This is a genomic window from Mesorhizobium sp. M7A.F.Ca.US.006.01.1.1 (assembly GCF_003997935.1).
GTDB lineage: Bacteria > Pseudomonadota > Alphaproteobacteria > Rhizobiales > Rhizobiaceae > Mesorhizobium.
This window is the reverse complement of record NZ_RZQL01000091.1, coordinates 1-24,544: the sequence shown is the minus strand read 5'-3', so window position 1 is coordinate 24,544 and position 24,544 is coordinate 1. Positions and strand designations below refer to the sequence as shown.

At 62.6% G+C, this 24,544-nt stretch carries 27 protein-coding genes; 16 read left to right on the top strand and 11 right to left on the bottom strand.

All coding sequences use genetic code 11. The annotated features are described in order from the left end of the window. Both glsA and EN943_RS17445 read right to left on the bottom strand, forming a co-directional pair. Positions 1-629: glutaminase A (glsA, locus tag EN943_RS17450; RefSeq protein ID WP_245475880.1), on the bottom strand; the 629-nt coding region annotated here is incomplete at its 3' end. A gap of 118 nt (positions 630-747) precedes the next feature. After that, a complete protein-coding gene (locus EN943_RS17445; protein WP_127413804.1) occupies positions 748-1,896 on the bottom strand; it encodes an aminotransferase class I/II-fold pyridoxal phosphate-dependent enzyme in 1,149 nt (382 codons plus the stop codon). 145 nt (positions 1,897-2,041) lie between these two features. On the opposite strand from EN943_RS17445, the gene EN943_RS17440 reads away from it, so the two are divergent. From EN943_RS17440 to aat, 6 genes are all read left to right on the top strand, one after another. Beyond that, entirely contained in the window at positions 2,042-3,436 is a 1,395-nt protein-coding gene (locus EN943_RS17440; RefSeq protein WP_127413802.1) for a M48 family metalloprotease, read from the top strand. A gap of 61 nt (positions 3,437-3,497) precedes the next feature. Then, on the top strand, positions 3,498-4,301 hold the full coding sequence (locus EN943_RS17435) for a DsbA family protein (RefSeq protein WP_127413801.1): 804 nt from the start codon (positions 3,498-3,500) through the stop codon (positions 4,299-4,301). Between the two features lie 149 nt (positions 4,302-4,450). Beyond that, on the top strand, positions 4,451-4,885 hold the full coding sequence (gene aroQ, locus EN943_RS17430) for a type II 3-dehydroquinate dehydratase (RefSeq protein ID WP_013531359.1): 435 nt from the start codon (positions 4,451-4,453) through the stop codon (positions 4,883-4,885). Between the two features lie 26 nt (positions 4,886-4,911). Beyond that, the gene (gene accB / locus EN943_RS17425) at positions 4,912-5,367 is read left to right on the top strand and encodes an acetyl-CoA carboxylase biotin carboxyl carrier protein (protein WP_127413799.1); all 456 of its coding nucleotides are present in this window, start codon (positions 4,912-4,914) and stop codon (positions 5,365-5,367) included. A gap of 10 nt (positions 5,368-5,377) precedes the next feature. Next, entirely contained in the window at positions 5,378-6,721 is a 1,344-nt protein-coding gene (gene accC, locus EN943_RS17420; protein ID WP_023812133.1) for an acetyl-CoA carboxylase biotin carboxylase subunit, read from the top strand. A 12-nt stretch (positions 6,722-6,733) separates the two neighbouring features. After that, on the top strand, positions 6,734-7,351 hold the full coding sequence (gene aat, locus EN943_RS17415) for a leucyl/phenylalanyl-tRNA--protein transferase (protein ID WP_023812134.1): 618 nt from the start codon (positions 6,734-6,736) through the stop codon (positions 7,349-7,351). A 28-nt stretch (positions 7,352-7,379) separates the two neighbouring features. Here the strand turns inward: aat and EN943_RS17410 are convergent, their stop codons facing one another. The 3 genes from EN943_RS17410 to EN943_RS17400 all read right to left on the bottom strand — a co-directional run bounded on the left by EN943_RS17410 (position 7,380) and on the right by EN943_RS17400 (position 8,954). After that, positions 7,380-7,766: a hypothetical protein gene (locus EN943_RS17410; RefSeq protein WP_127260232.1), complete on the bottom strand. Its 387-nt coding sequence runs from the start codon at positions 7,764-7,766 to the stop codon at positions 7,380-7,382. 75 nt (positions 7,767-7,841) lie between these two features. Beyond that, the gene (locus EN943_RS17405; RefSeq protein ID WP_127413798.1) at positions 7,842-8,432 is read right to left on the bottom strand and encodes a DUF2155 domain-containing protein; all 591 of its coding nucleotides are present in this window, start codon (positions 8,430-8,432) and stop codon (positions 7,842-7,844) included. 123 nt (positions 8,433-8,555) lie between these two features. After that, positions 8,556-8,954 (bottom strand): NADH:ubiquinone oxidoreductase subunit NDUFA12, encoded by a 399-nt coding sequence (locus EN943_RS17400; protein WP_127413796.1) that lies wholly within the window; start codon positions 8,952-8,954, stop codon positions 8,556-8,558. A 228-nt stretch (positions 8,955-9,182) separates the two neighbouring features. On the opposite strand from EN943_RS17400, the gene panB reads away from it, so the two are divergent. Together panB and panC are read left to right on the top strand one after the other, a co-directional pair. After that, positions 9,183-10,025, top strand: coding sequence for a 3-methyl-2-oxobutanoate hydroxymethyltransferase (panB, locus tag EN943_RS17395; protein ID WP_127413795.1), 843 nt, complete (start codon positions 9,183-9,185; stop codon positions 10,023-10,025). Beyond that, a complete protein-coding gene (panC, locus tag EN943_RS17390; RefSeq protein ID WP_127413793.1) occupies positions 10,022-10,873 on the top strand; it encodes a pantoate--beta-alanine ligase in 852 nt (283 codons plus the stop codon). The genes panB and panC overlap by 4 nt, the downstream gene beginning before the upstream one ends. A 39-nt stretch (positions 10,874-10,912) precedes the next feature. On the opposite strand, the gene EN943_RS17385 is transcribed toward panC, so the two are convergent. From EN943_RS17385 to gatB, 3 genes are all read right to left on the bottom strand, one after another. Then, positions 10,913-11,257 (bottom strand): hypothetical protein, encoded by a 345-nt coding sequence (locus EN943_RS17385; protein WP_164778229.1) that lies wholly within the window; start codon positions 11,255-11,257, stop codon positions 10,913-10,915. A gap of 83 nt (positions 11,258-11,340) precedes the next feature. Next, the gene (locus tag EN943_RS17380; protein ID WP_127413792.1) at positions 11,341-11,829 is read right to left on the bottom strand and encodes a GNAT family N-acetyltransferase; all 489 of its coding nucleotides are present in this window, start codon (positions 11,827-11,829) and stop codon (positions 11,341-11,343) included. Positions 11,830-11,833: 4 nt separating this feature from the next. Beyond that, positions 11,834-13,333, bottom strand: a complete 1,500-nt coding sequence (gene gatB, locus EN943_RS17375) for an Asp-tRNA(Asn)/Glu-tRNA(Gln) amidotransferase subunit GatB (protein ID WP_127413790.1) — start codon at positions 13,331-13,333, stop codon at positions 11,834-11,836. 296 nt (positions 13,334-13,629) lie between these two features. Between gatB and EN943_RS17365 the strand changes: the two genes are divergently transcribed. Then, positions 13,630-13,887, top strand: coding sequence for a YjhX family toxin (locus EN943_RS17365; protein WP_127413789.1), 258 nt, complete (start codon positions 13,630-13,632; stop codon positions 13,885-13,887). A gap of 48 nt (positions 13,888-13,935) precedes the next feature. On the opposite strand, the gene EN943_RS17360 is transcribed toward EN943_RS17365, so the two are convergent. Both EN943_RS17360 and EN943_RS17355 read right to left on the bottom strand, forming a co-directional pair. Then, entirely contained in the window at positions 13,936-14,367 is a 432-nt protein-coding gene (locus tag EN943_RS17360) for a CBS domain-containing protein (RefSeq protein ID WP_023812142.1), read from the bottom strand. A gap of 87 nt (positions 14,368-14,454) precedes the next feature. Further along, positions 14,455-15,213 carry a rhomboid family intramembrane serine protease gene (locus EN943_RS17355; RefSeq protein ID WP_127413787.1) on the bottom strand — a complete coding sequence of 253 codons (759 nt, stop codon included), beginning with the start codon at positions 15,211-15,213 and terminating at the stop codon, positions 14,455-14,457. 230 nt (positions 15,214-15,443) lie between these two features. Between EN943_RS17355 and EN943_RS17350 the strand changes: the two genes are divergently transcribed. The 4 genes from EN943_RS17350 to EN943_RS17335 all read left to right on the top strand — a co-directional run bounded on the left by EN943_RS17350 (position 15,444) and on the right by EN943_RS17335 (position 20,495). Beyond that, on the top strand, positions 15,444-16,484 hold the full coding sequence (locus EN943_RS17350) for a substrate-binding domain-containing protein (protein WP_127413786.1): 1,041 nt from the start codon (positions 15,444-15,446) through the stop codon (positions 16,482-16,484). A gap of 138 nt (positions 16,485-16,622) precedes the next feature. Beyond that, on the top strand, positions 16,623-17,879 hold the full coding sequence (locus tag EN943_RS17345) for a hypothetical protein (protein ID WP_206522777.1): 1,257 nt from the start codon (positions 16,623-16,625) through the stop codon (positions 17,877-17,879). 73 nt (positions 17,880-17,952) lie between these two features. Then, positions 17,953-19,482, top strand: a complete 1,530-nt coding sequence (locus EN943_RS17340; protein WP_245475879.1) for a sugar ABC transporter ATP-binding protein — start codon at positions 17,953-17,955, stop codon at positions 19,480-19,482. After that, positions 19,479-20,495 carry an ABC transporter permease gene (locus tag EN943_RS17335; protein ID WP_127413782.1) on the top strand — a complete coding sequence of 339 codons (1,017 nt, stop codon included), beginning with the start codon at positions 19,479-19,481 and terminating at the stop codon, positions 20,493-20,495. The genes EN943_RS17340 and EN943_RS17335 overlap by 4 nt, the downstream gene beginning before the upstream one ends. A gap of 63 nt (positions 20,496-20,558) precedes the next feature. Here the strand turns inward: EN943_RS17335 and EN943_RS17330 are convergent, their stop codons facing one another. Continuing rightward, positions 20,559-21,602 carry a substrate-binding domain-containing protein gene (locus EN943_RS17330; protein ID WP_127413781.1) on the bottom strand — a complete coding sequence of 348 codons (1,044 nt, stop codon included), beginning with the start codon at positions 21,600-21,602 and terminating at the stop codon, positions 20,559-20,561. A gap of 564 nt (positions 21,603-22,166) precedes the next feature. Between EN943_RS17330 and EN943_RS17325 the strand changes: the two genes are divergently transcribed. The 3 genes from EN943_RS17325 (at position 22,167) to EN943_RS17315 (ending at position 24,472) form a co-directional block, all read left to right on the top strand. Next, positions 22,167-22,799, top strand: coding sequence for a PAS domain-containing protein (locus EN943_RS17325; RefSeq protein WP_127413779.1), 633 nt, complete (start codon positions 22,167-22,169; stop codon positions 22,797-22,799). Between the two features lie 181 nt (positions 22,800-22,980). Then, a complete protein-coding gene (locus EN943_RS17320; protein ID WP_013531341.1) occupies positions 22,981-23,598 on the top strand; it encodes a PilZ domain-containing protein in 618 nt (205 codons plus the stop codon). Between the two features lie 265 nt (positions 23,599-23,863). Continuing rightward, positions 23,864-24,472 carry a transglutaminase-like cysteine peptidase gene (locus EN943_RS17315; protein ID WP_127413777.1) on the top strand — a complete coding sequence of 203 codons (609 nt, stop codon included), beginning with the start codon at positions 23,864-23,866 and terminating at the stop codon, positions 24,470-24,472. The last annotated feature ends 72 nt before the right edge of the window (positions 24,473-24,544 follow it).

Sequence of the window (24,544 nt, the reverse complement as noted above, 5' to 3'; positions counted from 1 at the left end):
ACGCTATGCCCGGTCGCCGGGTTCTTGCCGCCATTGGCGAGGAAGCGGCCGGCGAGCGCCAGTTGTCGGCAACTCATGGCGATGGCGCAATGGTGGAAGTAGACGCCCAGCGCCAGCTCCGGCGCATGGTGGAGATTACCGAAGGATTTCATGTAGTTGGCAAGTGCAAAATTGCGGTAGCCGGTGGCCCGTTCGGACGCCGCGACCTCGCGATCGATGATGATCGTCTCGTCGTCGGCGAGGAACTGGATGAAGCGCAGGATCTCGCCGATCGCCTCGCGCGGCTGGTGACCGGCAAGCAGGATGTCGGAAATGACGATGGCGCCGGCATTGATGAACGGATTGCGCGGAATGCCGTTCTCATGCTCGAGCTGCACGATCGAGTTGAATGGATTGCCTGACGGTTCGCGCCCGACCCGCTGCCACAGCGCGTCGCCGACATTGCCGAGCGCCAGTGTCAGGGTGAACACTTTCGAGATGCTCTGGATGGAAAAGGCCTGGTCGGCGTCCCCCGCCGTCAGCACGCGGCCGTCATTGGTGACCGCCGCGATGCCGAATTTCTTCGGATCGACCTTGCCCAGCTGCGGGATGTAGGAAGCGACGTCACCGCGATCGGTGCGATCGGCCATTTCGGCTGCGACTTCGGCCAATGCCTGATCAAGTTTGGGGGCCTGATCAAGTTTGGGGGCCTGATCAAGTTTGGAGGCCTGATCAAGTTTGGAGGCCTGTTCGAGTTCCGGCATGGTGCTACCTCAACCAACGTTCGATGCGCGCCATCGCCTCGACCATGTCGTCATGGCTGCCGGCGTAGGAGAAACGCATGGTCCGGTGCCCCGCCAGGGTATCGAAGTCGCGGCCGGGCGTTGCTGCAACATGTGCCTCGGCCAGCATTTTTCGCGCGAAGGCCATGCTGTCATTGGTATGCCTGGTGACGTCACAGAAGGCATAGAAGGCGCCGTCCATGGGCGCCGCCAGCGGAAAGCCGAGCTCCGGCAGGCGTTTCATCAGGAGCTCGCGATTCCAGGCATAGCGGCCCTTGACCGCTTCCAGCTCCTCAGTCGCCCTGAACGCTTCGATCGCGGCGATCTGCGACAATTCCGGCGGCGAGATGTAGAGGCTCTGGGCGACGCGCTCGACCGGCCGCACCAGGTCTTGCGGCAGCACCATCCAGCCGATGCGCCAACCGGTCATGCAGTAATATTTGGAGAACGAATTGATCACCGTCACATCGCCGCCATAGGCAAGCGCCGTGGTGTCGGGGGCGGCATAGGCCAGCCGATGGTAGATTTCGTCGGAGATGATGGCGATGCCGAGGTCTTGCGCCGTTCTCACCAGGGCGGCCAGTTCGTCGGCCGGTATGACCGCGCCGGTTGGATTGGCGGGACTGGCGAAGAGAACGCCTTTCAGCGGCTTTTCACGATGCGCGGCCTCCAGATGGCCGGCATGCAGGTAGGCGGCGTCGCCGAGCTCGATCTCGACCACCTCGATGCCGAGTGCGGCCATGATGTTGCGGTAAGCGGGATAGCCGGGTGCCGCGATGGCGACGCGGTCACCCGGATCGAACATCGCCAGGAAGGCGAGGTTGAAGGCGGCCGACGACCCGGTGGTCACCGCGATCCGGCCGGGCTCGATATCAAGCCCGTAGTGATCGGCGTAGTGTCCGGCGATCGCCTTGCGCAAACCTGCCAGTCCCAGCGCGTCGGTGTAGCCGATGTGTCCATCCTGCAGCGCCTTGGCGGCTGCGGCGCGAACCAGAACCGGTGCGGGATCGGAGGGCTGGCCGACGGCCATCGAAACAACCGGCACGCCCTGGGACTTCAGCCGATTTGCCTCCGCCAGAATGTCCATGGCATGGAAGGGCTCGACATTGCCACGGCGTGAGAGCGAAACGACCATTTAACCAGTATTCCCGATGACTGACGGCGCCAGGCACTGACGCATGTGCCGCACAAATGCCCGATTGATGTGAGGATCACAAGTTGAGGAAGTTTCCGGCGCCGACTTTTCATCTTTCGCCCGCTCGTCTACCAGTGGAGCCATCATGTTGAGCCGACCCAGATCGACGATTGCCCAGGCAGCGCGCGTCTTCGCGACGCTTTCGCTTGGCGTTACCGTTGCAATGGCGAGCTCGGTCAGCGCCTTTGCCCAGAACGTGCCGGTGGTGCGCGACGCCGAGATCGAGGCGCTGGTGCGCGATTACGCGCGGCCGATCTTCAGGGCGGCCGGCCTGGCGAATGACGGCATCGACATTGTTCTGGTCAACGACCAGAGTTTCAACGCCTTCGTCACCGGGCGCCGGCTGTTCATCAACACCGGCGCGCTGATGACGGCCGAAACGCCCAACGAGATCATCGGCGTCATCGCGCATGAAGCCGGTCATATCGCCGGCGGCCACCAGCAGAAGCTGCGCGACCAGCTCGAACGAGCCAAGACGATGGCCGTCATCGCGACATTGCTTGGCGCCGGCGCCATTGTCGCCGGTGCCACAACCAGCAGCCGCGGTCTCGCCGGCGCTGGCATGGGCATGGCCGCTGGCGGCGGCGAGATGGCACAGCGCAGCATCCTCGCTTATCAGCGCACCGAGGAGATGACGGCCGACCGCTCGGCGATCACCTATCTCAACGCCACCGGCCAGTCCGGCATGGGCATGCTGAAGACATTCCGCCGCTTCCAGACCGCACTGTCGCTTTCGGGCGCCCAGGTCGATCCGTATCGGATCAGCCATCCAATGCCGCAGGACCGCATCGCCAACCTCGAAGTGCTGGTGAAACAGGATCCCAATGTCGACAGGCCGGACCCGCCCGCGCTGCAGCAGCGCCATGACATGATGCGGGTGAAGATCGCCGTCTACATGGAAGGCCAGGCGGCCGCGTCGCGGCTGATGCGAAAGATGCAAGGAACCCTCGCCGCGCAATACGGCGACGCCCAGTCGACCTACCTGTTCGGCAACATCGCCGCCGCTCTCGCCAAGACCAATGCACTGATCAAAGCGCAGCCCAAGAACCCCTACTTCCAGGAACTGCGCGGCGACATCCTGATGAAGGCAAACAAACCCAAGGAAGCTGCGGACGCTTATGCCAAGGCAGTCAGCCTCGATTCGGCTCGGTCCGGTCTGCTGCCGGTCTCCGTGGGCCAGGCGCTGATGGCCGTCGGCACGCCCGACTCCCTCAAAAAAGCCGTCGTGCAGATCAACAATGGCCTCGGTCGCGACAAGGAAAATTCAGCCGGATATCGCTATCTGGCACAGGCCTATGGCGAGTTGGGCGACATACCTGGCGCGGAACTTGCCACCGCCGAAAGCCATTTCTATTCCGGCAACTACAAGGATGCGAAGATTTTCGCCATGCGGGCGCAGCAGCAGATGAAACGCGGCGAGCCACGCTGGCTTCGCGCCCAGGATATCATAAACTACAAGCCATCAACCAAGATCAAGTGAACCTTCCGGCCGCGCGCCACGACATAGCCAGACCGGAAAACAGGTAGAAGGAACAGGAACGATGAAAAAGGCACTGCTGCTGGGCACCACGGGGGTTGCGGTCGCTCTGGCCATGCTGGCTTTCGGATTCGTTGCCGGAAACACGCAGATCGCCAAGGCCGGTACCGCGCTGCCGGTCGAGACGGCGGCGGCCGATACCAAGATCGACCGCACCGAGGTCGAAGGCATCATCCGCGACTATTTGTTGAAAAACCCGGAAGTCCTCCTGGAGGTCCAGGATGCGCTTGAAGCCAAGCAGAAGGAAGAGCAGCGCATCGCTCATCTCGGCGTGATCAAGGATGCCAAGGACCAGATCTTCAACTCCGCCTTCGACGGCGTCGTCGGCAATCCGAACGGCAAGGTCACCATCGTCGAGTTCTACGACTACAATTGCGGCTTCTGCAAACGCGCCATCGACGACATGCAGGCGCTGACCAAGACCGATCCGGACCTGCGTTTCGTGCTCAAGGAATTCCCCATCCTCGGACCGGATTCACAGAAGGCGAGCGTGGTCTCGATGGCCTTCCACCTGATGCACCCGGAAAAGTACGGCGAGTTCCACAATGCGTTGCTCGGCGGCCAGGGACGCGCCACCGAGGCGGCGGCCATGAAGGTCGCGCTGTCGCTCGGCGCCGACGAAGCGACGCTGCGCGAGAAGATGAAGGACCCGACAATCAACGAGGCCCTCGCCAAGACCTACGATCTTGCCAACAAGCTGGCGATCACCGGAACCCCGTCCTATGTCGTCGGCAACGAGGTGGTGTTCGGGGCGCTCGGGCAGGAAGTGCTGGCTGAAAAGATCGAGGCGGCGAAAGCCGCGCTCTGATCTTGCTCGCCAGCTATTTCTCACGGGCACATTTCCGCCTGTTGTGGACAGTGAAAGAACGCACTTGCGCTCTTTCCGCGGGCGGCTATGCCCATTATAGAGGGCCCAGCGCGCCGGCTTGATGACGGCGCCGGGAAAGGTCGGCTTTTTTGAAAACGGTTTTCGTCCTGAACGGTCCCAATCTCAACGCGCTCGGCAAGCGCGAGCCGGGCATCTATGGCGGCAAGACGCTTGCCGCGATCGCCGACGACTGCAAGCAGGCAGGCACGGCGCTGGGGTTCGAGATCGATTTCCGCCAGTCGAACCATGAGGGCGACCTTGTCGACTGGATTCAGGAAGCTGGCGACAAGGCTGTCGGCATCGTCATCAATCCGGGCGCCTACAGCCACACCTCGATTGCCATCCACGACGCCATCCGCGCCGTCGCGCCGTTGCCGGTGGCCGAAGTTCATCTTTCCAACATCCATGCGCGGGAACCATTCCGCCACGTCTCCATGGTCGCGCCGGTCGCCGTCGGCATGATCTGTGGCTTTGGGCCGCTCGGCTATACACTGGCGCTACAGGCGCTGGCCGCACGCCTATGACCGGCCAACAAACAGAAGGCTCGAAAATGTCGATAAAGAAGACCGGTGTTGACCAGCAACTGATCCGCGATCTGGCGGGCATACTGAACGACACCAACCTCACCGAGATCGAGGTTGAACTGGGCGACCTGAAGGTGCGCGTCTCACGGCAGGCGCCGGCTGTTCATGCAATCGCGGCGCCGCAGCCGGCCTATGCGCCGGCAGCACAAGCCGCCGCCGTTGCTGTGCCCGTTGTTGCAGACCTTTCCAAGAATGCGGTCACCTCACCGATGGTCGGCACGGCCTACCTGGCGCCGTCGCCGGACGCCAAGGCCTTCATCGAAGTCGGCCAGAAGGTCAAGGAAGGCCAGACGCTGCTGATCATCGAAGCAATGAAGACGATGAACCAGATCCCCTCGCCACGCGCCGGCACGGTGACCGCGATCCTTTTCGAGGATTCGCAGCCGGTCGAATATGGCATGCCGCTCGTCGTGATCGAGTAGAGCGGGCCTGATGTTTCAGAAGATCCTCATCGCCAATCGCGGCGAAATCGCCCTCCGGGTGCTGCGCGCCTGCAAGGAACTCGGCATCCAGACGGTGGTGGTGCATTCGACCGCCGATGCCGACGCCATGCATGTGCGGCTCGCGGACGAGAGCGTCTGCATCGGTCCGCCGCCATCTCGCGACAGCTATCTCAACATCCATCAGATCGTTGCGGCCTGCGAAATCACCGGCGCCGACGCCGTGCATCCGGGCTACGGCTTCCTGTCGGAGAACGCCAAGTTCGCCGACATACTGGCCGCGCACAACATCACCTTCATCGGTCCGTCCGGCGACCATATCCGCATCATGGGCGACAAGATCGAGGCCAAGCGAACCGCCAAGCGCCTCGGTATTCCGGTTGTGCCCGGTTCCGACGGCGCCGTCACCGATCAGAAGGAAGCCAGGCGCATCGCCGCCGAGATCGGCTATCCCGTGATCATCAAGGCATCGGCCGGCGGTGGCGGGCGCGGTATGAAGGTCGCCCTCACCGAGGCTGACCTGGAGATCGCCCTGCAGACGGCGAGCACGGAAGCCGGTGCCGCCTTCGGCGACGATGCCGTCTACATAGAGAAATACCTGGAAAAGCCGCGCCATATCGAAGTCCAGGTGTTCGGTGACGGTTTTGGCCGTGGCGTGCATTTCGGCGAGCGCGACTGTTCCTTGCAGCGCCGCCACCAGAAGGTCTGGGAAGAGGCGCCCTCGCCCGCCCTCAATGCCGAAGAGCGCGCCCGTATCGGCGGCATCTGCGCCAAGGCGATCGCCGACCTAGGCTATTCCGGCGCCGGCACGATCGAGTTCCTCTACGAGAATGGCGAGTTCTACTTCATCGAGATGAACACGCGCCTGCAGGTCGAGCATCCGGTGACGGAAGCGATCACCGGCATCGACCTCGTGCACGAGCAGATCCGCGTCGCCTCCGGCGGCGGCCTCTCGGTGAAGCAGGAGGACATCAAGTTCAACGGCCACGCCATCGAATGCCGCATCAACGCCGAGGACCCGCGCACCTTCACCCCCTCGCCCGGCACGATCACCCATTTCCACACACCGGGTGGTCTCGGCATCCGCGTCGATTCCGGCGTCTATTCCGGCTACAAGATCCCGCCATACTACGACAGCCTGATCGGCAAGCTGATCGTGCATGGGCGTAACCGCGTCGAGTGCATGATGCGCCTGCGCCGCGCCCTGGACGAGTTCGTCGTCGACGGTATCAAGACGACGCTGCCGCTGTTTCGCGATCTCGTCGGCAATGCCGACATCGCCAATGGCGACTACGACATCCACTGGCTGGAAAAATACCTGGCCAAGGAAGAGTAGCGCGGAGACGCGATGACCCGCCCCTACGCGCCCGGCTATCGCATCCCCACCGATCTGCTGCTCAAGGCCTACGCCTCGGGCGTCTTCCCGATGGCCGAAAGTGCCGGCGACCCGGAGGTGTTCTGGGTGCGGCCGGAGACGCGCGGCATCATTCCGCTCGATGGTTTTCACGCACCGAAAAGCCTCCGGAAAACGATCAAGAAGAACCCCTTCGACATTCGTTTCGATTTCGATTTCGAAGCCACCATCGACGGCTGCGCAGAAAAGCGCGTGGAACGGCGCTCGACCTGGATTAATGCGCCGATCCGCGAAGCCTATGTCGAACTGCATCGGATAGGCCATTGTCATTCTGTCGAAGCGTGGCGCGAGGACCGGCTGGTCGGCGGCCTCTATGGCGTGTCGCTCGGCCGGGTGTTTTTTGGCGAGAGCATGTTCGCCAGGGAGACGGACGCGTCAAAAACCTGCCTTTTCTATCTCGTCGAGCGGTTGAAGGCGCGCGGCTTCGCGTTACTTGATACCCAGTTCACCACCGAGCACCTCAAGCGCTTCGGCGCGGTCGACGTGCCGCGCGGCAAGTATGAGAAGATGCTCGCCGACGCGTTGAAGGGCGAAGCCGTATTCTATCCCTGACGCCCAATTCTATCCCTGAGGATTGAGCCTACTTCCCGGTGGCGGCTTCCAATGGCGTCTGCGAATGGAACATCATCTTCCAGCCGTTGACGCGATGGACATAGCCGGTGCTGACCAGCGCGGCGTAGGGTTCGCCGTTCTCGCGTGTCGCATGTGCCTCGTAGGTCAGCATGATGATGTCGCTGCCCGGCTCGATAATACCCTTGAGGTCGATCTTGAGGTCCCGCCAGCGGTTGGGGTTGGTTGCGGTCTTGGCGAGATCCGCATTGTCCATCGCCTGTGCCATCTGCGGAAATGCCACCAGGCATTCGGTGTCCGCATTGGCAGCGTAATAGGCCGCGTCGCCCGTCCAGAACCCCTTTTCGAGTTCGAGCAGTTCGGCCTTGCCAGCCGTGATCCGTTTGCTGTCTGACATCGGAAGATCCTCCTTGCGCATAAATGCGCGCTCGTCCGTGGCCCAACGCATTGTGGCCAGGACGGTTCCGGGGGATCAGTTGGTGTCGGTGGTATCGGGTTCCGAAGCGTCCGGCTCCGTCACATCAGGCGCTGTGACGTCCGGAGTGGTCGCGGCTTTCGGTTTGGCTGCGGCGGGCTTGGGGACGTCCGCTTTGGTTGCGTCACCCTTGGCACCGTCGGGCGCCGGCACATCCGACTTCTGCTTGCAGGCCTTCAGCCAGACGTCGTAGACGGCATGCTCGACGGCATTGAGGCCGGGGCTTTCGGCAAACATCCAGCCGGTGAAGATGCGGCGGATCTTGCGGTCCAGCGTGATCTCGTCGACCTCGACGAAGGAATCGGTCTTCGGCTCTTCGGTCTGTGGCCGCGAATAGCAGACGCGCGGCGTCACCTGCAAAGCACCGAACTGCACCGTCTCGTCGATATAGACATCGAAGGTGATGATGCGGCCGGTGATCTTGTCGATACCGGCAAACTCGGCAACGGCATTGGTGACCCGGTCCGCTCCGGCCGGCAGCGCCGGCGCGGGTGCCGCGGGCTCAGGCGAAGCGGCGAGGGCCACGGTGCTGACGGCAAGACCGGCGGCTAGCGCCAGACTGGCCGATATAGAGTAAGGAAAGCTCATGCAAAGATACCGGTGGTTCGCGCCCGGGTGATTCTGTCGATCGCCAAGGCTAGTCGCCGTTTTCTGATCAGCAAGCAGCTAAACACCAATTGTGGCGATAAAGGACCGGCTTGCACCCTGTCGCTACGACCCGGGTGTCCAGGCATCGTAGTCGCCGGTGACCTGCGGGCGGTGCTGATTGGTCAGCACCGAGCCCTTCGGGCGATAGGCCGCCGGGCTGCCGGTCAGATTGGGCTGATGCGGCTTCTGCCAATCGCGCGGCTTGTAGTCCTCGCCGGACGGCGCGACGTCGACACGGTGGTGCATCCAGCCGTGCCAGCCGGGCGGTATCGCCGAAGCTTCCGAATAATTGCGGTAGATGACCCAGCGGCGCGTGCGGCCTTCCGAATCGATGCCGCCTTCGTAGTAGACGTTACCCGTTTCGTCCTGGCCGATCTTCTTGCCATACCGCCACGTGTGCAGGCGGGTTCCTATCGTCTGGCTGTTCCACCAGGTGAAAAACTGCGTAAGGAAAGTCTTCATTTCAAAACCCTCGCGCCGGCAGCGCCCGTTTCCTGCTTATGGCGTCAGGCCTTGCCGAAGGCAAGGCTTTTGCCACGGCGTGCGCGCAAATGGCTTGGCGGAAACCCGACACAAGCCTGTGATCCTCCCGGTCGCTGCATGCACGCTTGCCAAGCCTTTGCGGTATTTCTAAAGCTCAGCGCGCCCATGCTTGTATCCAGTCCGGCTTGAGGCCGAGGGAGGTGACGATTGGCCACGGAATTGCCGACCACCGACATCCGCATCAGCGCTGAGGCGATTCGCCGCCGCAAGGGCGGCGTGCCGATCGTTTGCCTGACCGCCTATACCTATCCTATCGCCCGTCTGCTCGATGACCATGTCGACCTGCTTCTGGTCGGCGACAGTGTCGCCATGGTCCTGCATGGCCACAAGACGACGCTGGGCGCCTCGCTGGAGATGATGATCGCACATGGACAAGCCGTGATGCGCGGCTCGGACAGTGCCTGCGTCGTCGTCGACCTGCCGGCTGGCACCTATGAGGCTTCGGCGACACAAGCCGTTGCCTCGGCGCGGCGGGTCGTCAATGAGACCGGCTGCCAGGCGGTGAAGCTCGAAGGCGGCGTCAACATGACCAGCCAGATCGCGGCCATCGTCGCCGCCGGCATTCCGGTCATGGGACATATCGGCCTGCAGCCGCAATCGGTCGAGAAGGACGGCGGCTACAAGATCAAGGGCCGCACCGAGGACGCTGTTGCGGCTCTGGTTGACGATGCGCTTGCCGTCGAGAAGGCCGGCGCATTCTCGGTGGTCATCGAAGGGACGGTCGAGACCGTCGCCGCCGATATAACCCGCCGCATCGCCATCCCCACCATCGGCATCGGCGCCAGCGGTGACTGCGACGGCCAGATCCTGGTCATCGACGACATGGTCGGGCTCACCGTCGAACGGGTGCCAAAATTCGTCAAGGAATATGCCGATCTGCGCAGCGTGATCTCGCATGCCACCGAAACCTACGCAGCCGAGGTGCGAAGCCGGACATTCCCCGGCCCCGGCCATGTCTTTTCGGCGACAAAGAGCAGGGATGACGCATGAGCCAACCCGTCGTCGTCGACAGCGTTACCGCACTTCGCTCGCAAGTCCGTGACTGGCGGCGCGACGGCCTTCGTGTCGCCATGGTGCCTACCATGGGCGCATTGCATGACGGGCACATCTCGCTGGTCAGGATCGCGCTCGAAAAAGCCGAGCGCTGCGTCGTGTCGATCTTTGTCAACCCGACACAGTTCGCGCCGAGCGAAGACCTCGACAAGTACCCGCGCCAACTCGCCCGCGATCTCGACCGGCTCGGCGCGGCAAAGGCCGATCTTGCCTTCACACCGACGGTTGGCGAAATGTATCCCGCCGGCTTCGCCACGAAAATCTCGGTCGGCGGCCCCTCCGCCGGGCTCGAATCGGACTTTCGGCCGACTTTTTTCGAAGGCGTCGCCACCGTGGTGGCAAAGCTCCTCCTGCAGGCAACGCCCGACTGTGCGGTCTTCGGTGAGAAGGACTACCAGCAGCTTTGCGTCGTCAGACAGCTCTGTGGCGATCTCGACCTGCCCGTCGAGATCATCGGCGCGCCAACGATACGCGACGCCCATGGTCTCGCCATGTCGTCACGCAACGCCTATCTCAGTGAGGCCGAACTGAAGATCGCCCGCCAGCTCAACGTGATATTGCGCAAAACGGCAGTGGCTCTGGCGGCAGGTGCCCACCAGAACGCCGCAACCGAAGAGGCCAGCCGCGACCTCATCGCCGCCGGTTTCCAGAAAGTCGACTATGTCGAGGTCCGCGAAAGCCTGACGCTTGCGCCATGGCATCGAAACCGCGAAGGGCGTCTTCTCGCAGCAGCATGGCTCGGCAAGACCAGGCTGATCGACAATGTGGGGGTTCCCGCTGCCTAGCGCGAAGGCTCGATCCTCTGCGGCGGATTGCTGCCGCGCCTAGCTCTCGCTCTTTTGTCCGCCGGCCCTGACGATCAGGTGTCCCGCGACGATCCCAACCACCCCGGCAAAGGCTTTCACCAATGCATCGATGAGGCGTGCATGGCGACCGGGATCAATGAGCTGCAGCAGTTCCAGCATTCCGGCGATCACAGCCACAAAGATCACGACTTGATACAGTCGGTTGGGGAAGCCGAGCGCCAGGGCGAAGCCCAACAGGACATAAGCCAAGGCACGCTCAACATTCGCTTCGGCGAGGTGCGGCCGCATCTGGATCGGCGACAAGGTCGCGAAAATGATGATGGCGAGCAGCGCCAGCGCTGTAATGCGGGACAGTTTGGTCATGCCCTTGCATATCCGTCGTGAGCCGGCACGGCAAATGCCGGGATGACGCATGGCCGGATCGCTCTATTCATCCCGGTGGCAATCTATCCGAGCGACTTCTCGAAACTCAGCGTCGTCGGCCTTGAGGTATCACGGGACTGCTCGGCGGCACTGACAGGCAAGAACCCTTTCGACCGATAGAAGGCGATGGCGCCGCCATTGGCCTCCTCGACCTCGACGCGCAGCGTTCGCGCTTCCGGGAAACTGGCCTCGACCTCGTCGAGCAGTGCCTGCCCGATCCCGCGCCTTTGGCAGTCCGGATGGACATAGAGCTGGTTCAGCAGGATGATTTTCGCATCGGCGGTGGCGGCGGCGAAAGCCATGCCGCCGATGCGCTTGCCATCATCGGCCACCAGGAATTCCGAATTCGACCGTGTCAGCCGCGAGCGGAGCGAAGCGATCGAGTGCCATTCATCGGTGATCTCGGTGACTTTGGCAGCGCCATAAATGGCGTCATAGGTCGCATGCCAGGTTTCCACCAGCAGCGTCCGCACGGCGGCAAGGTCGCGTTCACCTGCGGTGCGGACAAACACCGCCCTACTCGATGCCCAGCTTGGCCTTGACGAGGTCGTTGACGGCTTGCGGGTTGGCCTTGCCGCCGGTCGCCTTCATCACCTGGCCGACGAACCAACCGGCCATGCTCGGCTTGGCGCGTGCCTGTTCGACCTTGTCGGGGTTGGCTGCGATTACCTCGTCGACGGCCTTCTCGATGGCACCGGTGTCGGTGACCTGCTTCATGCCACGGCTTTCGACCAGTTGGCGCGGATCGCCGCCCTCGTTCCAGACGATCTCGAACAGGTCCTTGGCGATCTTGCCGGAGATGGTGCCATCCTTGATCAGGTCGATGACCGCCCCGAGCTGGTCGGGCGAAACCGGAGCGTTTTCAATGTCCTTGCCCGCCTTGTTCAGTTGTCCGAGCAGATCGTTGATGACCCAGTTGGCGGCCAGCTTGCCGTCGCGGCCGGCGGCCACCTTCTCGAAATAGTCGGCGATCGACTTTTCCGACACCAGGATCGAAGCGTCATAGGTCGAGAGACCCAGCGACGCGATCAGCCGCGCCTTCTTGTCGTCGGGCAGTTCCGGCAATTCCTTGGCCAGCGCATCGACATAAGCCTGGTCGAATTCCAGCGGCAGAAGATCCGGATCGGGGAAATAGCGGTAGTCGTGCGCCTCTTCCTTGGTGCGCATCGAGCGCGTCTCGCCCTTGACGGCGTCGAACAGCCGCGTCTCCTGAACGATCTTGCCGCCATCCTCCAGAATGGCGATCTGCCGGCGCGCCTCATAATCGATGGCCTGGCCGATGAAGCGGATCGAGTTGACGTTCTTGATCTCGCAGCGCGTGCCAAACTCGCCGCCAGGCTTGCGCACCGATACGTTGACGTCGGCGCGCATCGAGCCTTCGTCCATGTTGCCGTCACAGGTGCCGAGATAGCGCACGATGGTGCGCAGCTTGGTGACATAGGCCTTGGCTTCGTCGGCTGAGCGCATGTCGGGCTTGGAGACGATCTCCATCAGCGCCACGCCGGAGCGGTTTAGATCGACATAGGACATGGTCGCATGCTGGTCGTGCATCGACTTGCCGGCATCCTGCTCCAGATGCAGCCGCTCGATGCCGACCTCGATATCCTCGAATTCGCCCTGGCGGTCCGGGCCGACTGAAACGATCACTGTGCCTTCGCCGACGATCGGCTGCTTGAACTGCGAGATCTGGTAGCCCTGCGGCAGGTCTGGATAGAAGTAGTTTTTGCGGTCGAAGACCGACTTGTGGTTGATCTGCGCCTTCAGCCCGAGGCCGGTGCGGATCGCCTGCTTGACGCATTCCTCGTTGATGACCGGCAGCATGCCCGGCATCGCCGCATCGACCAGGCTGACATTGGCATTAGGCGGCGCGCCGAAGGCGGTCGAGGCGCCCGAAAACAGCTTTGCTTCCGAAGTGACCTGCGCATGGACCTCGAGGCCGATGATGATCTCCCAGTCGCCGGTTGCGCCGGAAACAAGGCGCTTGGCGTCGGGCGTGCGGGTGTCGATGAGGGACATTGTGGCCTGCGTATTGGAACTGCGGATAATGCGTTTCGCATATTTTGGTGTGCAACTTCGCTAGTGCAAACAGCCAAAAGAGACAAGCGCCCAAAAAACACAAGCGCAAAGCCACGGACTGGCCTTTTCAGCCGCGTTCGCCTATAGGACGTCCATTCTAATGGAGAGTGGATGTCCACTTACGCTCAGTCCCGGTAAGGCCCTGACCTCCTGGCGAGGCAGGGCAGAAAACCTGAAACCCCGTGCCGCGAAGCTTCGCGGCGGCGGCATTTTTTGTTTTCCCGGAAAACTCTCACATGGATATTTCGCGCACTGAACAGCGCATCCTGCACCTGCTCGCGCAGGGCGGACGCATTGAAATCGAAAAGAACGAGAAGCAGCGGATCGCCTCCGTCAAATGCCTGACCCGCGACGGCTGGCACTATCCGGACGTCGATCTCGACATGTTTCGAAAGCTGAAGCGGAAGAAGGCGGTTTCTTCGTCGGGAGGCGGCCCCTACCGCATCACTCGGCGCGGGCTCGCACTCGTCCGCTCCGAACTCGACAACAGGTAAACCACGGCTCCGCCGATCGGTTCTCCGGCCGGCGGTTCGCCTCACCGCTCAGGCGGTGGCGATGTAGGCCCTGATCTCGTCGGCCTCGCGCTCGACATCCTCGATGCGACGCTTGACCACGTCGCCGATGGACACGATGCCGTCGAGCATGCCGTCCTTCTCCACCGGCAGATGGCGGAAGCGGCCTCGGGTCATGATCTCCATCACCTCGTTGACGGTGTGGTTTTCGTTGCAGATCTTCACCTTCGGCGTCATCGCCGAACGCACGGCGATATCCAGCGCGGCTCCACCTTCGCGAGCGACAACCCGGACGATGTCGCGCTCTGACAGGATGCCGACGATCTTGCGATCGCCATTGGTGATGACCAGCGCACCGATCTTGTGCTCTGCCAGGATGCGGATGGCTTCGCTCAGCTTTTCGTTCGGCCCGAGCGTCAACACGTCATGGCCTTTTCTCTCGAGAATTGCCTTAACCGTCATGGCGTCCTCCTCTGCTTTGCCTGCCGGTTCCTGCCCCGACCGGCCTTCACGTAAGAGTGAACATCGTGCGCCGTGATCGGTTGCATTTCAAGTGCGGTGGTCGGTCGTCTCCCACTCGGGCGCCTGCCACCGCCTGTCGAACCAGCGCAGGCCGAAGAAGCCGGCGACAAAGCCGCCAATATGGGCCTCCCAGGCGATCTGGCCGTCTGCCCCCGGGGCAAAACCGAGCAGGCCGGTGGCGAGATTGATGACCATCCACATGGCGAGGAAGATCACGACACCGCGCAAGCGCAATACGAATGCGATCGGCAGCACAGGGCCGGCGAAGGCGGCCTTGCCGGCCGAACGGTCGGTGCGGAAGCCAAAACGCGCCGCAGCCCCCATCATGCCGGAGATCGCACCGGAAGCCCCGACCAACGGCGCCTCACCATAAGGATGCACCGCCCAGAAAAGCGCGACCGAAGCCAACCCGGTTGCGGCAAAGAACAGCGCGAACCACAGCGTCCCCAGACGGTTTGCCAATGGTGAACCAAATGCGGCGAGCCACACCATGTTGATGGCGATATGGGCAAAGCCACCATGCATGAAGGCGTAGGTGAAGGGCCGCGAAAACAGGAACCAGTCGAAGCCGTATTGCCCGGTGTAGAGAACGGGGATGAAGGCCCCATCATACAGCAATGTCATCTGCTGGGATTCGCTCAACACATATTGCTGCAACAGATAGACCATGACGCAGATGCCGATCACCGCCAGCACGACGGGCGGCAGGTTGAACACCGGCTCGCGCCGTCGTGGCGGCGCGTCGTCCATCTGTTCCGTGTCCGAAGGATTTACCGGTTCGCTCATGCGCATCTGATCCATGAATTCCTGCGCGTCCTTTAGAGCAAGGATGCCCGGGTTGGAACAATTCTGTTTTCTCAAACAGCGAACGCCCGGCACCGCATCGTCTTCATTTGCTACGAAACCGAAAGGAAGCGAAGCGGAAATGCTCCGGGATTTGGTAAACTCGCAATCAGCGTTCTCGGAAGCGACGGCCCCCCTCCCTAGAATGCGGCCAACTTCAAAGGGGTCTCCACATGATCAAGCATATACTTTCGCTGGCGGCAGCCGCCGGCATTGCCAGTCTCGCCACCGCTGCTTCGGCGCAGGGCATATCCGGCGCGCCGGCACCCTTCGACAAGGGCGGCGTCAAGATCGCCGTCGTCAGCTTCCTCGGCTCCGGTGACTGGCTCCAGGCATTCGAGGCCGGCGTGAAGCGCCAGGCCGATGCGCTCGGTATCGAGGCCAACATCTCGCAGGCGCGCAACGACATAAACACCGAGCGGCAGTTGATCCAGCAGGCGATCAATCTCGGCGTGCAAGGCATCATCATCAACAACGGCCAGCCCGAAGCCATCAAGGACGTCGCACAGGCAGCGCTTGATGCCGGCATTCCAGTGGTGGCCTACGACACCAACCTCGACAACCCCAAGATCCCGCAGGTCGAGCAGTCCGATGCCGACATGGCGCGCCTCGTGCTCGACCAGGCGGTCAAGGACCAGGGCGAGAAATTCGACGGAGGCGTCCTCTATGTCGCCGGCTTCGCACCGCTCGACCGCCGCTATGCGGTGTGGAAGGATTTCGGCAAGAAGTACCCAGGCATCAAGGAAGTCGCCACCTGGGGCGTGGTCAACGACACCGTTGCCGCTTCGGTCGCCGACCAGACCAAGGCCGTGCTCACCGCCAACCCGACGCTTTCGGTCGTCTTTGCGCCATGGGACGAGTTCGCGCGTGGTGTAAAGCTCGCCATCGATGAGCTTGGCGTGGCCGACAAGGTGAAGATCTACGGCGTCGACATCTCGACCTCGGACATCCAGGCCATCCTCGAACCGAACAGCCCATGGGTGGCGACGGCGGCAACCAACCCCGCCGTGGTTGGCGAGGCTTCGGTGCGCGCTCTGGCCCAGCTGATCGCCGGCCAGGATCCCGGCCATTCGGTGCTGATCCAGCCGACGCTCGTCACCAAGAAGGACCTCGTCGACAACAACATCAAGACGATCGAGGACCTGCAGGCAAAATTCCCGGCCTTCAAGGACAGCGATGCCGCAAAGGCACCGTGGATTCCGGCGACGAATTGAGCTCCAGCGCCTTCCTTCACAAAATCAGCGACCCAAACAATCATCCCCCGGCCTGACCGGGGGATGATTGTACCGGCATCTGCGACGCCGCCCGTTGCGACAGCAATGTGCGCCGGCCCGACCTTTCGAAAGACGATCATGAGTTCTGTCCCTAGCCCCGACTATTCCAGAAACATGCGCCTGATCGGTCATTCGGACCAGGGCGGGCGGCCGGACGGATTGCAGGTGATGGTGCATCGCGGCTTCGCCTATGTCGCGCATCCCTGGTCTCAGGGTTTCTCCATCATCGATGTGCGCGATCCCAAAAATCCAGGCGGAACCGTGTTCGTGCCCGCGCCGCCGAATACCTGGACGATCCATCTGCAGACGCATGAGGATCTGCTGCTGGTCGTCCATGCGCGCGACCTGTTCGCCGACGCCGCCTTCGCCTTCGACGAGAAGGTCTACTACACCACGTCGATCGGCGAGACGATCGGTACCGCGTCCGGTTCGGGCGCGGCACGGACCTGGTCGGCCGGCATGGCCATCTACGACATCTCGAAGCCGACGCAGCCTCGCCAGATCGGCTTCTTCCCGGTCGACGGCATCGGCATTCACCGCATCTGGTATGTCGGCGGGCGCTACGCCTATGTCTCGGCGCTTCTCGACGGCTACAGCGACTACATCCTGCTCACCGTCGATCTTCAGGACCCGGCACGGCCAGTCGAGGCCGGCCGCTGGTGGATTCCGGGCATGCATCTCGCCAGCGGCGAGACACCCGGCTGGGCTGACGGCCGCCGCTATGCGTTGCATCATGCGGTCGTCGAGGGCGATACCGCCTATGCCTGCTGGCGCGACGGCGGGTTGACCGTCCTCGATGTCGCCGACCCTGCCCTGCCGAGACTGATCAGCCACAGGAACTGGTCGCCGCCTTATGGTGGCGGCACGCATTCGGCGCTGCCGCTGCTCAAACGCGGCCTGCTCATCGTCGCCGACGAGGCCGTGCTCGACCATGAGGAGGATGGGCGCAAGCTCACCTGGATCTTCGATATACGCGATCCGGCGAACCCGGTTTCGATCTCGACCCTGCCGACCCCGGACGAGACCGATTACACCGCCAAGGGCGGACATTTCGGTCCGCACAATCTGCACGAGAACCGGCCGGGCAGCTTTGTGTCAGACACGCTGATCTTTGCAACCTACCAGAATGCCGGCGTGCGCGTTTTCGACATCTCCGATCCCTATCGCCCAAAGGAGACCGGGGCACTGGTGCCGCCGGCTCCCAGCCGCATGGTGGACAAGCGTCCGAACCGGCCGCAAGTGATCCAGTCGACCGACGTGTTCGTCGACGCCAACGGCATCGTCTATTCGCCGGATTACAATGCCGGACTGGCGATCATGGAATATGGCGGCTGACAAATTACGACCGTGCCCCGCTGCCCTGCTTGCCTTTCCCAGTTCTCACTCAACCTGTAACCGGCTGAACCAATTGTCCCTCACCGCTGCCCCCATTGCCGTCGCTGTCGCCGGGATCGAAAAATCCTTTGGACCGACGCGCGCGCTCGCCGGGGCTGACCTTTCCGTGGCAGCCGGAGAGGTGGTGGCGCTGATGGGCGCCAATGGCGCAGGCAAATCGACGCTGGTGAAAATCCTTTCAGGCTCGCATGTACCCGACGCCGGAACGATCAAGCTGGGCGGCAAGATCGTCGCCTTCGCCTCGCCCAGCGCCGCCAAGGTCGCCGGCATCGCCACTGTCCACCAGGCGACAGATCAGGCCGGGGCTGCGGGACTGACGGTCGCCGAAAATCTCCTGCTCGACGAACTTTGCCAGCCGGGTGGAAGCTTCTTCGTCTCGGCCGGGTCGATCCGCAAGCGCGCACGCACTATTGCGGCGCTGATCGATCTCGACCTGCCGCTCGACCGCGACTTCGTCGACCTGCGGCCGGCGGAGCGGCAATTGATCGCCATCGCCCGCGCCGTCGCTGCCAACGCTTCCGTCCTCATCCTCGACGAGCCGACATCCAGCCTCTCGGCCACGGAAGCGGACCGGCTTTTCGCCATCATCCGGCGGCTGCGCGCGGGGGGCATGGCAATCCTCTACATTTCGCACAGGCTTGGCGACCTTGCCGCCATCGCCGACCGCGCCGTGGTCATGCGCGGCGGTCGCATCGTCGGCGCCTTTGCCAAACCGATCGATTTCCCGGCCGCCGTTGCGGCCATGATCGGGCGAACGCTGGAAGCCGCTACCCATGACGGCGAGACGTCGACGGCCCCAATCATCGCCTCCATCAAGGGCGCCCAACTGATTCCCGGTGCGAGGCCTTTCGATCTCGATCTGCGCTCCGGCGAGGTCGTCGCGCTGACCGGCACGCTTGGCTCGGGCAAGAGCCGGCTGCTGCGCGCGCTTTTTGGTCTGGAAACGCTGGCGCAAGGCAGCTTCGTGCTCGATGGAAAACCGTGGCTTTCCAACGGGCCGGCGCGATCGATCGAAAACGGCGTCTTCATGGTCGCCGAGGACCGCTGGGCGTCGTCGCTGCTGCCGCCCGAAGTTCCCGGCGCCTCGATTGCCGGAACGATTGCCCTGCCGCATCTGCGACGCTGGTTTCCGGGCGGCCTGCTGCGGGTCGCGCGCGAGCGCAAGGTTGCCGCCGAGGCGATCGCCCGGCTCGGCATCAAGGCGCGCGGCCCCGATGACACGCTAGACGAGCTTTCCGGCGGCAACCAGCAGAAGGTCGTGCTCGCCCGATGGCAGGCGGCACCTTGCCGTCTGCTGCTGCTCGACGAGCCCTTCCAGGGTGTCGACATCGGCGCCCGCGCCGACCTGATCGCCGCAATCCGAAACAGTCAGAGCGGTTCCGCCACGCTGATCGCGACGAGCGATACCGAAGAAGCGCTGGAGGTTGCCGACCGCATCCTCGTCATGCGCGATCATTCCCTTCACGAGGCCGGCGACGGCCATGGCTCGCTGACCGACCAGATCGGCAAGGTCGAGAGCCAAAAGGCCGGAGAGCATCGATGACGAACCCGACGACGGTCCAGCAGGCCGCCCAACGCACATCGCTTTTCCGCGAAACGCGCCGTTACGCGCTGTTCGTGCTGCTGGCGCTGATGGTGATCGGCTTCTGGTACGCGCAGCCCGCCTTCATCCGCTCGGCCAACCTGTTCTCCATCCTGCAGGCGGTTTCGGTCGTGGCGATCCTCGGCGTCGGGGTCTCGATCACGATGTCGGCCGACGGCTTCGATCTCTCGGTGGGCAGCATCGCCGCCTCGTCGGTGATGGCGGCAAGCTATGCCATGGTCGTCTGGCAGCTGGACGCGGCCCAGACCATGGGGCTGGTCTTGCTGATGGGCACCTTCATCGGCCTCCTGAACGGGCTGCTGATTGTCCGCGTCGGCGTCCCCGATCTTCTCGCCACGCTGGCGACGATGTTCCTGCTCGCCGGCCTGCAGTTGATCCCGACGGGCGGCCGCTCGATCACCGCCGGCATGGTGCTGCCCGACGGCTCGTCCGTACCCGGCGCTTACGATCCGGCTTTCCTGATCCTCGGCCGGTCGCGGCTCTTCGACACCGTCCCCCTGTCTGTCGTGGTCATGGCGGTCGTCGCCCTGCTCGCCTGGTTCCTGATGGAGCGTACGCGCTGGGGACGCGTCTTCTATGCGATCGGTGGCAACGAAACGGCCGCGCATCTTTCCGGCGCGCCGACCAAGGCATATCGGCTCTGGGCCTATATCCTGTCCGGCACGCTTGCTTCGTTGGGAGGGCTGATCGTCGCTTCGCGTGTCGGCCGCGGCGACGTCTCGGCCGGCAACTCGCTTCTGCTCGATGCGGTGGCGGCCTCGCTGATCGGCTATGCCGTGCTCGACAAGCGTCGCCCGCATGTGATCGGCACGGTGGCCGGCGCAATCTTCGTCGGCGTCCTCCTGAACGGCCTCACCATGCTGAACGCGCCCTATTACACCCAGGACTTCGTCAAGGGCGTCGTGCTGGTTGGCGCTCTGGCGCTGACCTTCGGCCTGGGGAAGAAGCGATAGTTCACACCGGTGCAAGCGCACTCTCCCCTCCTTCGCAGCGAACGAGGGAGGGGAGAAAAAAGATCAGTTGGTGGGGATCCAGCTTGCGGTTGCCGCATCGCTCTGGCCGAAAGCGGGCAGCTTGGCATCGAGATCCTCGATCGTCTTGATGCCGTTCTTGCGCAACTCCTCCTGTGTCAGCAGAACCGGTTTGACGACGATGTTGTGGCCGGGATCCTCCCCCGCGATCAGCTTTGCCGCCGCGCGAACCGAAACCGCGCCGACGACGGCCGGATTGGTGGCCGCTGTGGCAACCCATGGGCTGCCGTCGGCGGTGATCTCGGTGATATCGGCCGTCGACACATCGGCCGAATAGATCTTCACCTTGTTCGAGATGCCGAGCTCGTCGGTGGCGAGTTTCACGCCGCGCGCGAACTCGTCGTAAGGGGCAAAGACGACACTGATGTCGGGATTGGCCTGGAACGCCGCCTTGGTCTGGTCGGCTGTCGACACGGCGGTCGTGTCGTTGACCGTTCCCCAGCGTGCTTTCTCGACAACGCCGGGATTGGCCTTCTTGGTCTCCTCCCAGATTTCGTTGCGGCGGTCGAGCGGCGCAAAGCCGGCAACGTAGACATAGCCGGCCTGAAACGAGGTGCCGTTGTCCTTGAGCGCCTGGCCAAGCGACGCCTTGGCAAGCTCGTGATCGGACTGCTCGACCTGCGGGATTTTCGGGTTGCCGAGATCGACGTCGAACGCGACGACCTTGATGCCCGCGTCGAGCGCCTTCTGCGCGACATCCTTCAACGCTTCCGGCTGGCCATGATCAATAATGATCGCCTGCACACCGAGATTGATCGCCTGTTCGATCTGGTCACGCTGTGCTGCCGCATCCTGGCGTCCGGAAAAGACGGTGAGATCGATATCGAGCGCTCGAGCCTGTTTCGTGGCGCCGGCCTGATAGGCTTGGAAGAAGTCGCCGGCCGAGATGAAGGTGACGAGTGCCACTTTCACGCCGCCCTTGTTGAAAGGCGCGGGAGCGCCCGCAATTCCGGCGGCGTGAGCCAACCCGGCCGGAACGGTGCAGGCGAGCAGGCTGGCGGTGATCAGTCCAAGAATGGAAGTCTTCATGAAGGGTCCCCAGGAAAAACGCGCTGACAAGGCACGTCTCCGGACCGCGGGATCGCCGCCGTCGCGCCTTGGGCAGCGAATTCGCAAGAGTACAGCGGCAGCGGAACCCTCCGGAACGCAGATTTTTCTCTTTCGAAGCGCGTCGTTGGCAAATGTTGCCGCTGGGGCTCGCGATCGACGATGCCGTGTATCGGGATGGTTGCCAGCACTGTCGGCAAGCAGAAATGCACGCCCGCCGTTAACCCCGAATCGCCTGGCGCGAATCAAAAAAGAAGCCGTTCAAGGTTTCCCTTGAACGGCCGGTCGAGCCCCCTGCTCCCCTAAAACTCTGACTGAAGTGCTGCCGATCGTCGCGAAACGACCGCTTCTGGAGTGGTTTTTGTGTGCCACGGGGCTCGCTTCGGCGCAACGTAAACCACTTGTTAACCTTAACGGCCCCGACCCGTGAACAAGTGTTAACGACGCTGGCACGCTTCCTGCTCCGCAACGCATGTAGGTCATCGGAGGGCGCCCTTCTGTTCACCGATGGGACATCAGACGACAGATTGCGCGGAGCAGCATAGTATGAACCAGAATGGATCGATCACGCTGTTCCAATATTGGAACCGTCTGCGTGATGGACGCCCTGCCCCGAAGCGTTCGGAGGTCGAACCGGCCGACATCAAGTCGCTGCTGGCCGACACCTTTATCCTGGAACGTGACACGCGCGGACAGGCCGTATTCCGGCTGGCCGGCACAAGGCTTTGCGCCTGCTACGGCCGCGAGCTCAAGGGGTTTTCCTTTCCATCGCTGTGGCGCGAGAAGGACCAGCGGCTCGTCTCGCGCCTGATCCATGGCGTCTTCGAGCAGAAATCGGTCGTGCTCATCAGCTATGAGGGCTTCAGCCGCAACGGGCGTTCCAACAAGTTCGAACTGCTTGCCCTGCCACTGGACGGCGGCGTCGAAAATCCGCGCTGCCTGGGCGTCATCAGCGCCGTGGAGAAACCCTTCTGGCTGGGTGCCGATCCGATCACCGATGCGTTGATCGATTCGATACGCGTCATAGATCCGGAGAAGGAGCTTCTGAACAATCGCCCGGCGATCGATGTTCCCTCGCTCGCTCCCGATGAACTTGGGACACCCGAGACGATCTCGGCGCTCGGCCGGGCGCGCCGCATCCGCCATCTCGTCGTCTTCGATGGGGGGCGCGAGGAATAGTCCGCTGTTTTAAGACCTGATGCACGTCGCCCAAAACTGCGCGGCGGTTTTGGCGCAACGGCCTGCAAAAAGGAAAACGCCGGAGCGCCCGCTTTTCCCCTTTGTTAACCCGCTTTGTTGTACTTCTCTGATGAAGTTCCTCGCATCGGCGCGTGGGATGCCAAACGGGGTGTAGGCAGTCATGAGGTCAGCGGCGGTCGACTACGCGCCGTCCCAAGCTGAAAGGCGTAACTTTCAGCGCGTCCGGGTTAAAATTTACGGACGCTTCATGCTGGAAGACCGCACCGAACACCCCTGCCAGGTCGTCGACATGTCACCGGGCAATGTCGCGTTTCGCACCGACCGCATCGGCATGCCTGGCGAAAAAATCATCGCCTACATCGATCATATCGGCCGCATCGAAGGTGTCGTCACACGCACCTTGCAAGACGGTTTCGCGATGACCGTCATCGCGTCGGATCGCAAGAAGGACAAGCTGGCCGCGCAATTGACCTGGCTCGCCAACAAGCATGAACTCGACCTGCCGGAAGATCGCCGCCACGAGCGCGTCGCGCCGCGCAATCCGACAAGCGTGCTGCAGCTCACCGACGGCCGCCAGTACCAGTGCCGCATCATCGACCTTTCGCTCTCCGGCGCCGCGGTCGAGATCGACGTCAAACCGGCGATCGGCATACAGGTCATGCTTGGCACCATGCGCGGGCAGGTCGTGCGTCATTTCGAGGACGGCGTCGCCATCGAATTCGCTGTGATCCAGCGCCCCGAAACGCTCGATTCCGAATTCAATACGCCACGCGCCTGAGCAGGCCCGACAGCAACACTCCAGGAACCGGCCCTTGCGGCCGGTTTTTTGTTTTTGACGCCATGACATGCTTCGGCCGCTCTTGGCGGGGCCTGGGAGCCCTCCGCGCTCGAGTTGGAAGCCTCAAGATCCAAACGAATTAATACTCAAATGATTCAAATTTTACGTTTATTCTATTGGAGTTTTACTCAATATCTACTCCGCGCTTTTGCGTCAAATAAATCCACATGTGGCAATGTCTCCTTCGAACGGGGAGACTACAACAATGAAGAAAACGAGGGGCAAGCTGTTGCTGGTGGCAATGGCGATGCAGCTTTCCGCTTGGGGATCAGCATATGCCGCGGGACCGGCCTATATGCACACCGGCGGACGCACCACCCAGCCTGTTGGTCATTATGAGTTCTGCCAGCGCAGTCCTGGCGAATGCAGCGAACGGACCCTCAGGGGTGCGCCGGTCGAACTGACCCGCAAACTGTGGGCGACGATCGTCAACATCAACAATTCGGTCAACACCCGCATCAAGCCGCGCACCGACATGGAAAACTACGGTGTCGAGGAATATTGGGCCTATCCGGCCAATGGCTATGGCGATTGCGAGGATTACGCGCTGGAAAAGCGCCGCGAGTTGATGGATGCGGGCGTCCCCGCCGGCAATCTGCTGATGACGGTGGCGCGCCAGCCGAATGGCGACGGCCACGCCGTGCTGACCGTGCGCACGAGCCTCGGAGAATTCATCCTCGACAATCTGGAAACCAAGGTCCTGTCCTGGACGGACACCGACTACACCTATCTTAAGCGCCAGTCGGACCAGAATTCCGGCGTTTGGGTGACGATCAATGACGGCCGCTCCGACGCGGTCGCCAGCGTCCGCTAAAACAGAGATCAAGCGCGCCGCATGAATGCAAGGCGCTTCAGGAGAAACCCGGTCGAGTCCCCACCCTGTCTC

What these genes read in the sequence shown, in the direction of transcription:
- EN943_RS17355 (WP_127413787.1), bottom strand. Translation starts at nt 15,213, where the DNA reads ATGAGCGAACCGGTAAATCCTTCGGACACGGAACAGATGGACGACGCG.
- EN943_RS17360 (WP_023812142.1), bottom strand. Translation starts at nt 14,367, where the DNA reads ATGACGGTTAAGGCAATTCTCGAGAGAAAAGGCCATGACGTGTTGACG.
- EN943_RS17440 (WP_127413802.1), top strand. Translation starts at nt 2,042, where the DNA reads ATGTTGAGCCGACCCAGATCGACGATTGCCCAGGCAGCGCGCGTCTTC.
- accC (WP_023812133.1), top strand. Translation starts at nt 5,378, where the DNA reads ATGTTTCAGAAGATCCTCATCGCCAATCGCGGCGAAATCGCCCTCCGG.
- EN943_RS17315 (WP_127413777.1), top strand. Translation starts at nt 23,864, where the DNA reads ATGAAGAAAACGAGGGGCAAGCTGTTGCTGGTGGCAATGGCGATGCAG.
- EN943_RS17385 (WP_164778229.1), bottom strand. Translation starts at nt 11,257, where the DNA reads ATGACCAAACTGTCCCGCATTACAGCGCTGGCGCTGCTCGCCATCATC.
- EN943_RS17335 (WP_127413782.1), top strand. Translation starts at nt 19,479, where the DNA reads ATGACGAACCCGACGACGGTCCAGCAGGCCGCCCAACGCACATCGCTT.
- gatB (WP_127413790.1), bottom strand. Translation starts at nt 13,333, where the DNA reads ATGTCCCTCATCGACACCCGCACGCCCGACGCCAAGCGCCTTGTTTCC.
- EN943_RS17325 (WP_127413779.1), top strand. Translation starts at nt 22,167, where the DNA reads ATGAACCAGAATGGATCGATCACGCTGTTCCAATATTGGAACCGTCTG.
- accB (WP_127413799.1), top strand. Translation starts at nt 4,912, where the DNA reads ATGTCGATAAAGAAGACCGGTGTTGACCAGCAACTGATCCGCGATCTG.
- EN943_RS17410 (WP_127260232.1), bottom strand. Translation starts at nt 7,766, where the DNA reads ATGTCAGACAGCAAACGGATCACGGCTGGCAAGGCCGAACTGCTCGAA.
- EN943_RS17330 (WP_127413781.1), bottom strand. Translation starts at nt 21,602, where the DNA reads ATGAAGACTTCCATTCTTGGACTGATCACCGCCAGCCTGCTCGCCTGC.
- EN943_RS17350 (WP_127413786.1), top strand. Translation starts at nt 15,444, where the DNA reads ATGATCAAGCATATACTTTCGCTGGCGGCAGCCGCCGGCATTGCCAGT.
- EN943_RS17445 (WP_127413804.1), bottom strand. Translation starts at nt 1,896, where the DNA reads ATGGTCGTTTCGCTCTCACGCCGTGGCAATGTCGAGCCCTTCCATGCC.
- aat (WP_023812134.1), top strand. Translation starts at nt 6,734, where the DNA reads ATGACCCGCCCCTACGCGCCCGGCTATCGCATCCCCACCGATCTGCTG.
- EN943_RS17435 (WP_127413801.1), top strand. Translation starts at nt 3,498, where the DNA reads ATGAAAAAGGCACTGCTGCTGGGCACCACGGGGGTTGCGGTCGCTCTG.
- EN943_RS17320 (WP_013531341.1), top strand. Translation starts at nt 22,981, where the DNA reads ATGAGGTCAGCGGCGGTCGACTACGCGCCGTCCCAAGCTGAAAGGCGT.
- panC (WP_127413793.1), top strand. Translation starts at nt 10,022, where the DNA reads ATGAGCCAACCCGTCGTCGTCGACAGCGTTACCGCACTTCGCTCGCAA.
- EN943_RS17405 (WP_127413798.1), bottom strand. Translation starts at nt 8,432, where the DNA reads ATGAGCTTTCCTTACTCTATATCGGCCAGTCTGGCGCTAGCCGCCGGT.
- EN943_RS17365 (WP_127413789.1), top strand. Translation starts at nt 13,630, where the DNA reads ATGGATATTTCGCGCACTGAACAGCGCATCCTGCACCTGCTCGCGCAG.
- EN943_RS17400 (WP_127413796.1), bottom strand. Translation starts at nt 8,954, where the DNA reads ATGAAGACTTTCCTTACGCAGTTTTTCACCTGGTGGAACAGCCAGACG.
- EN943_RS17345 (WP_206522777.1), top strand. Translation starts at nt 16,623, where the DNA reads ATGAGTTCTGTCCCTAGCCCCGACTATTCCAGAAACATGCGCCTGATC.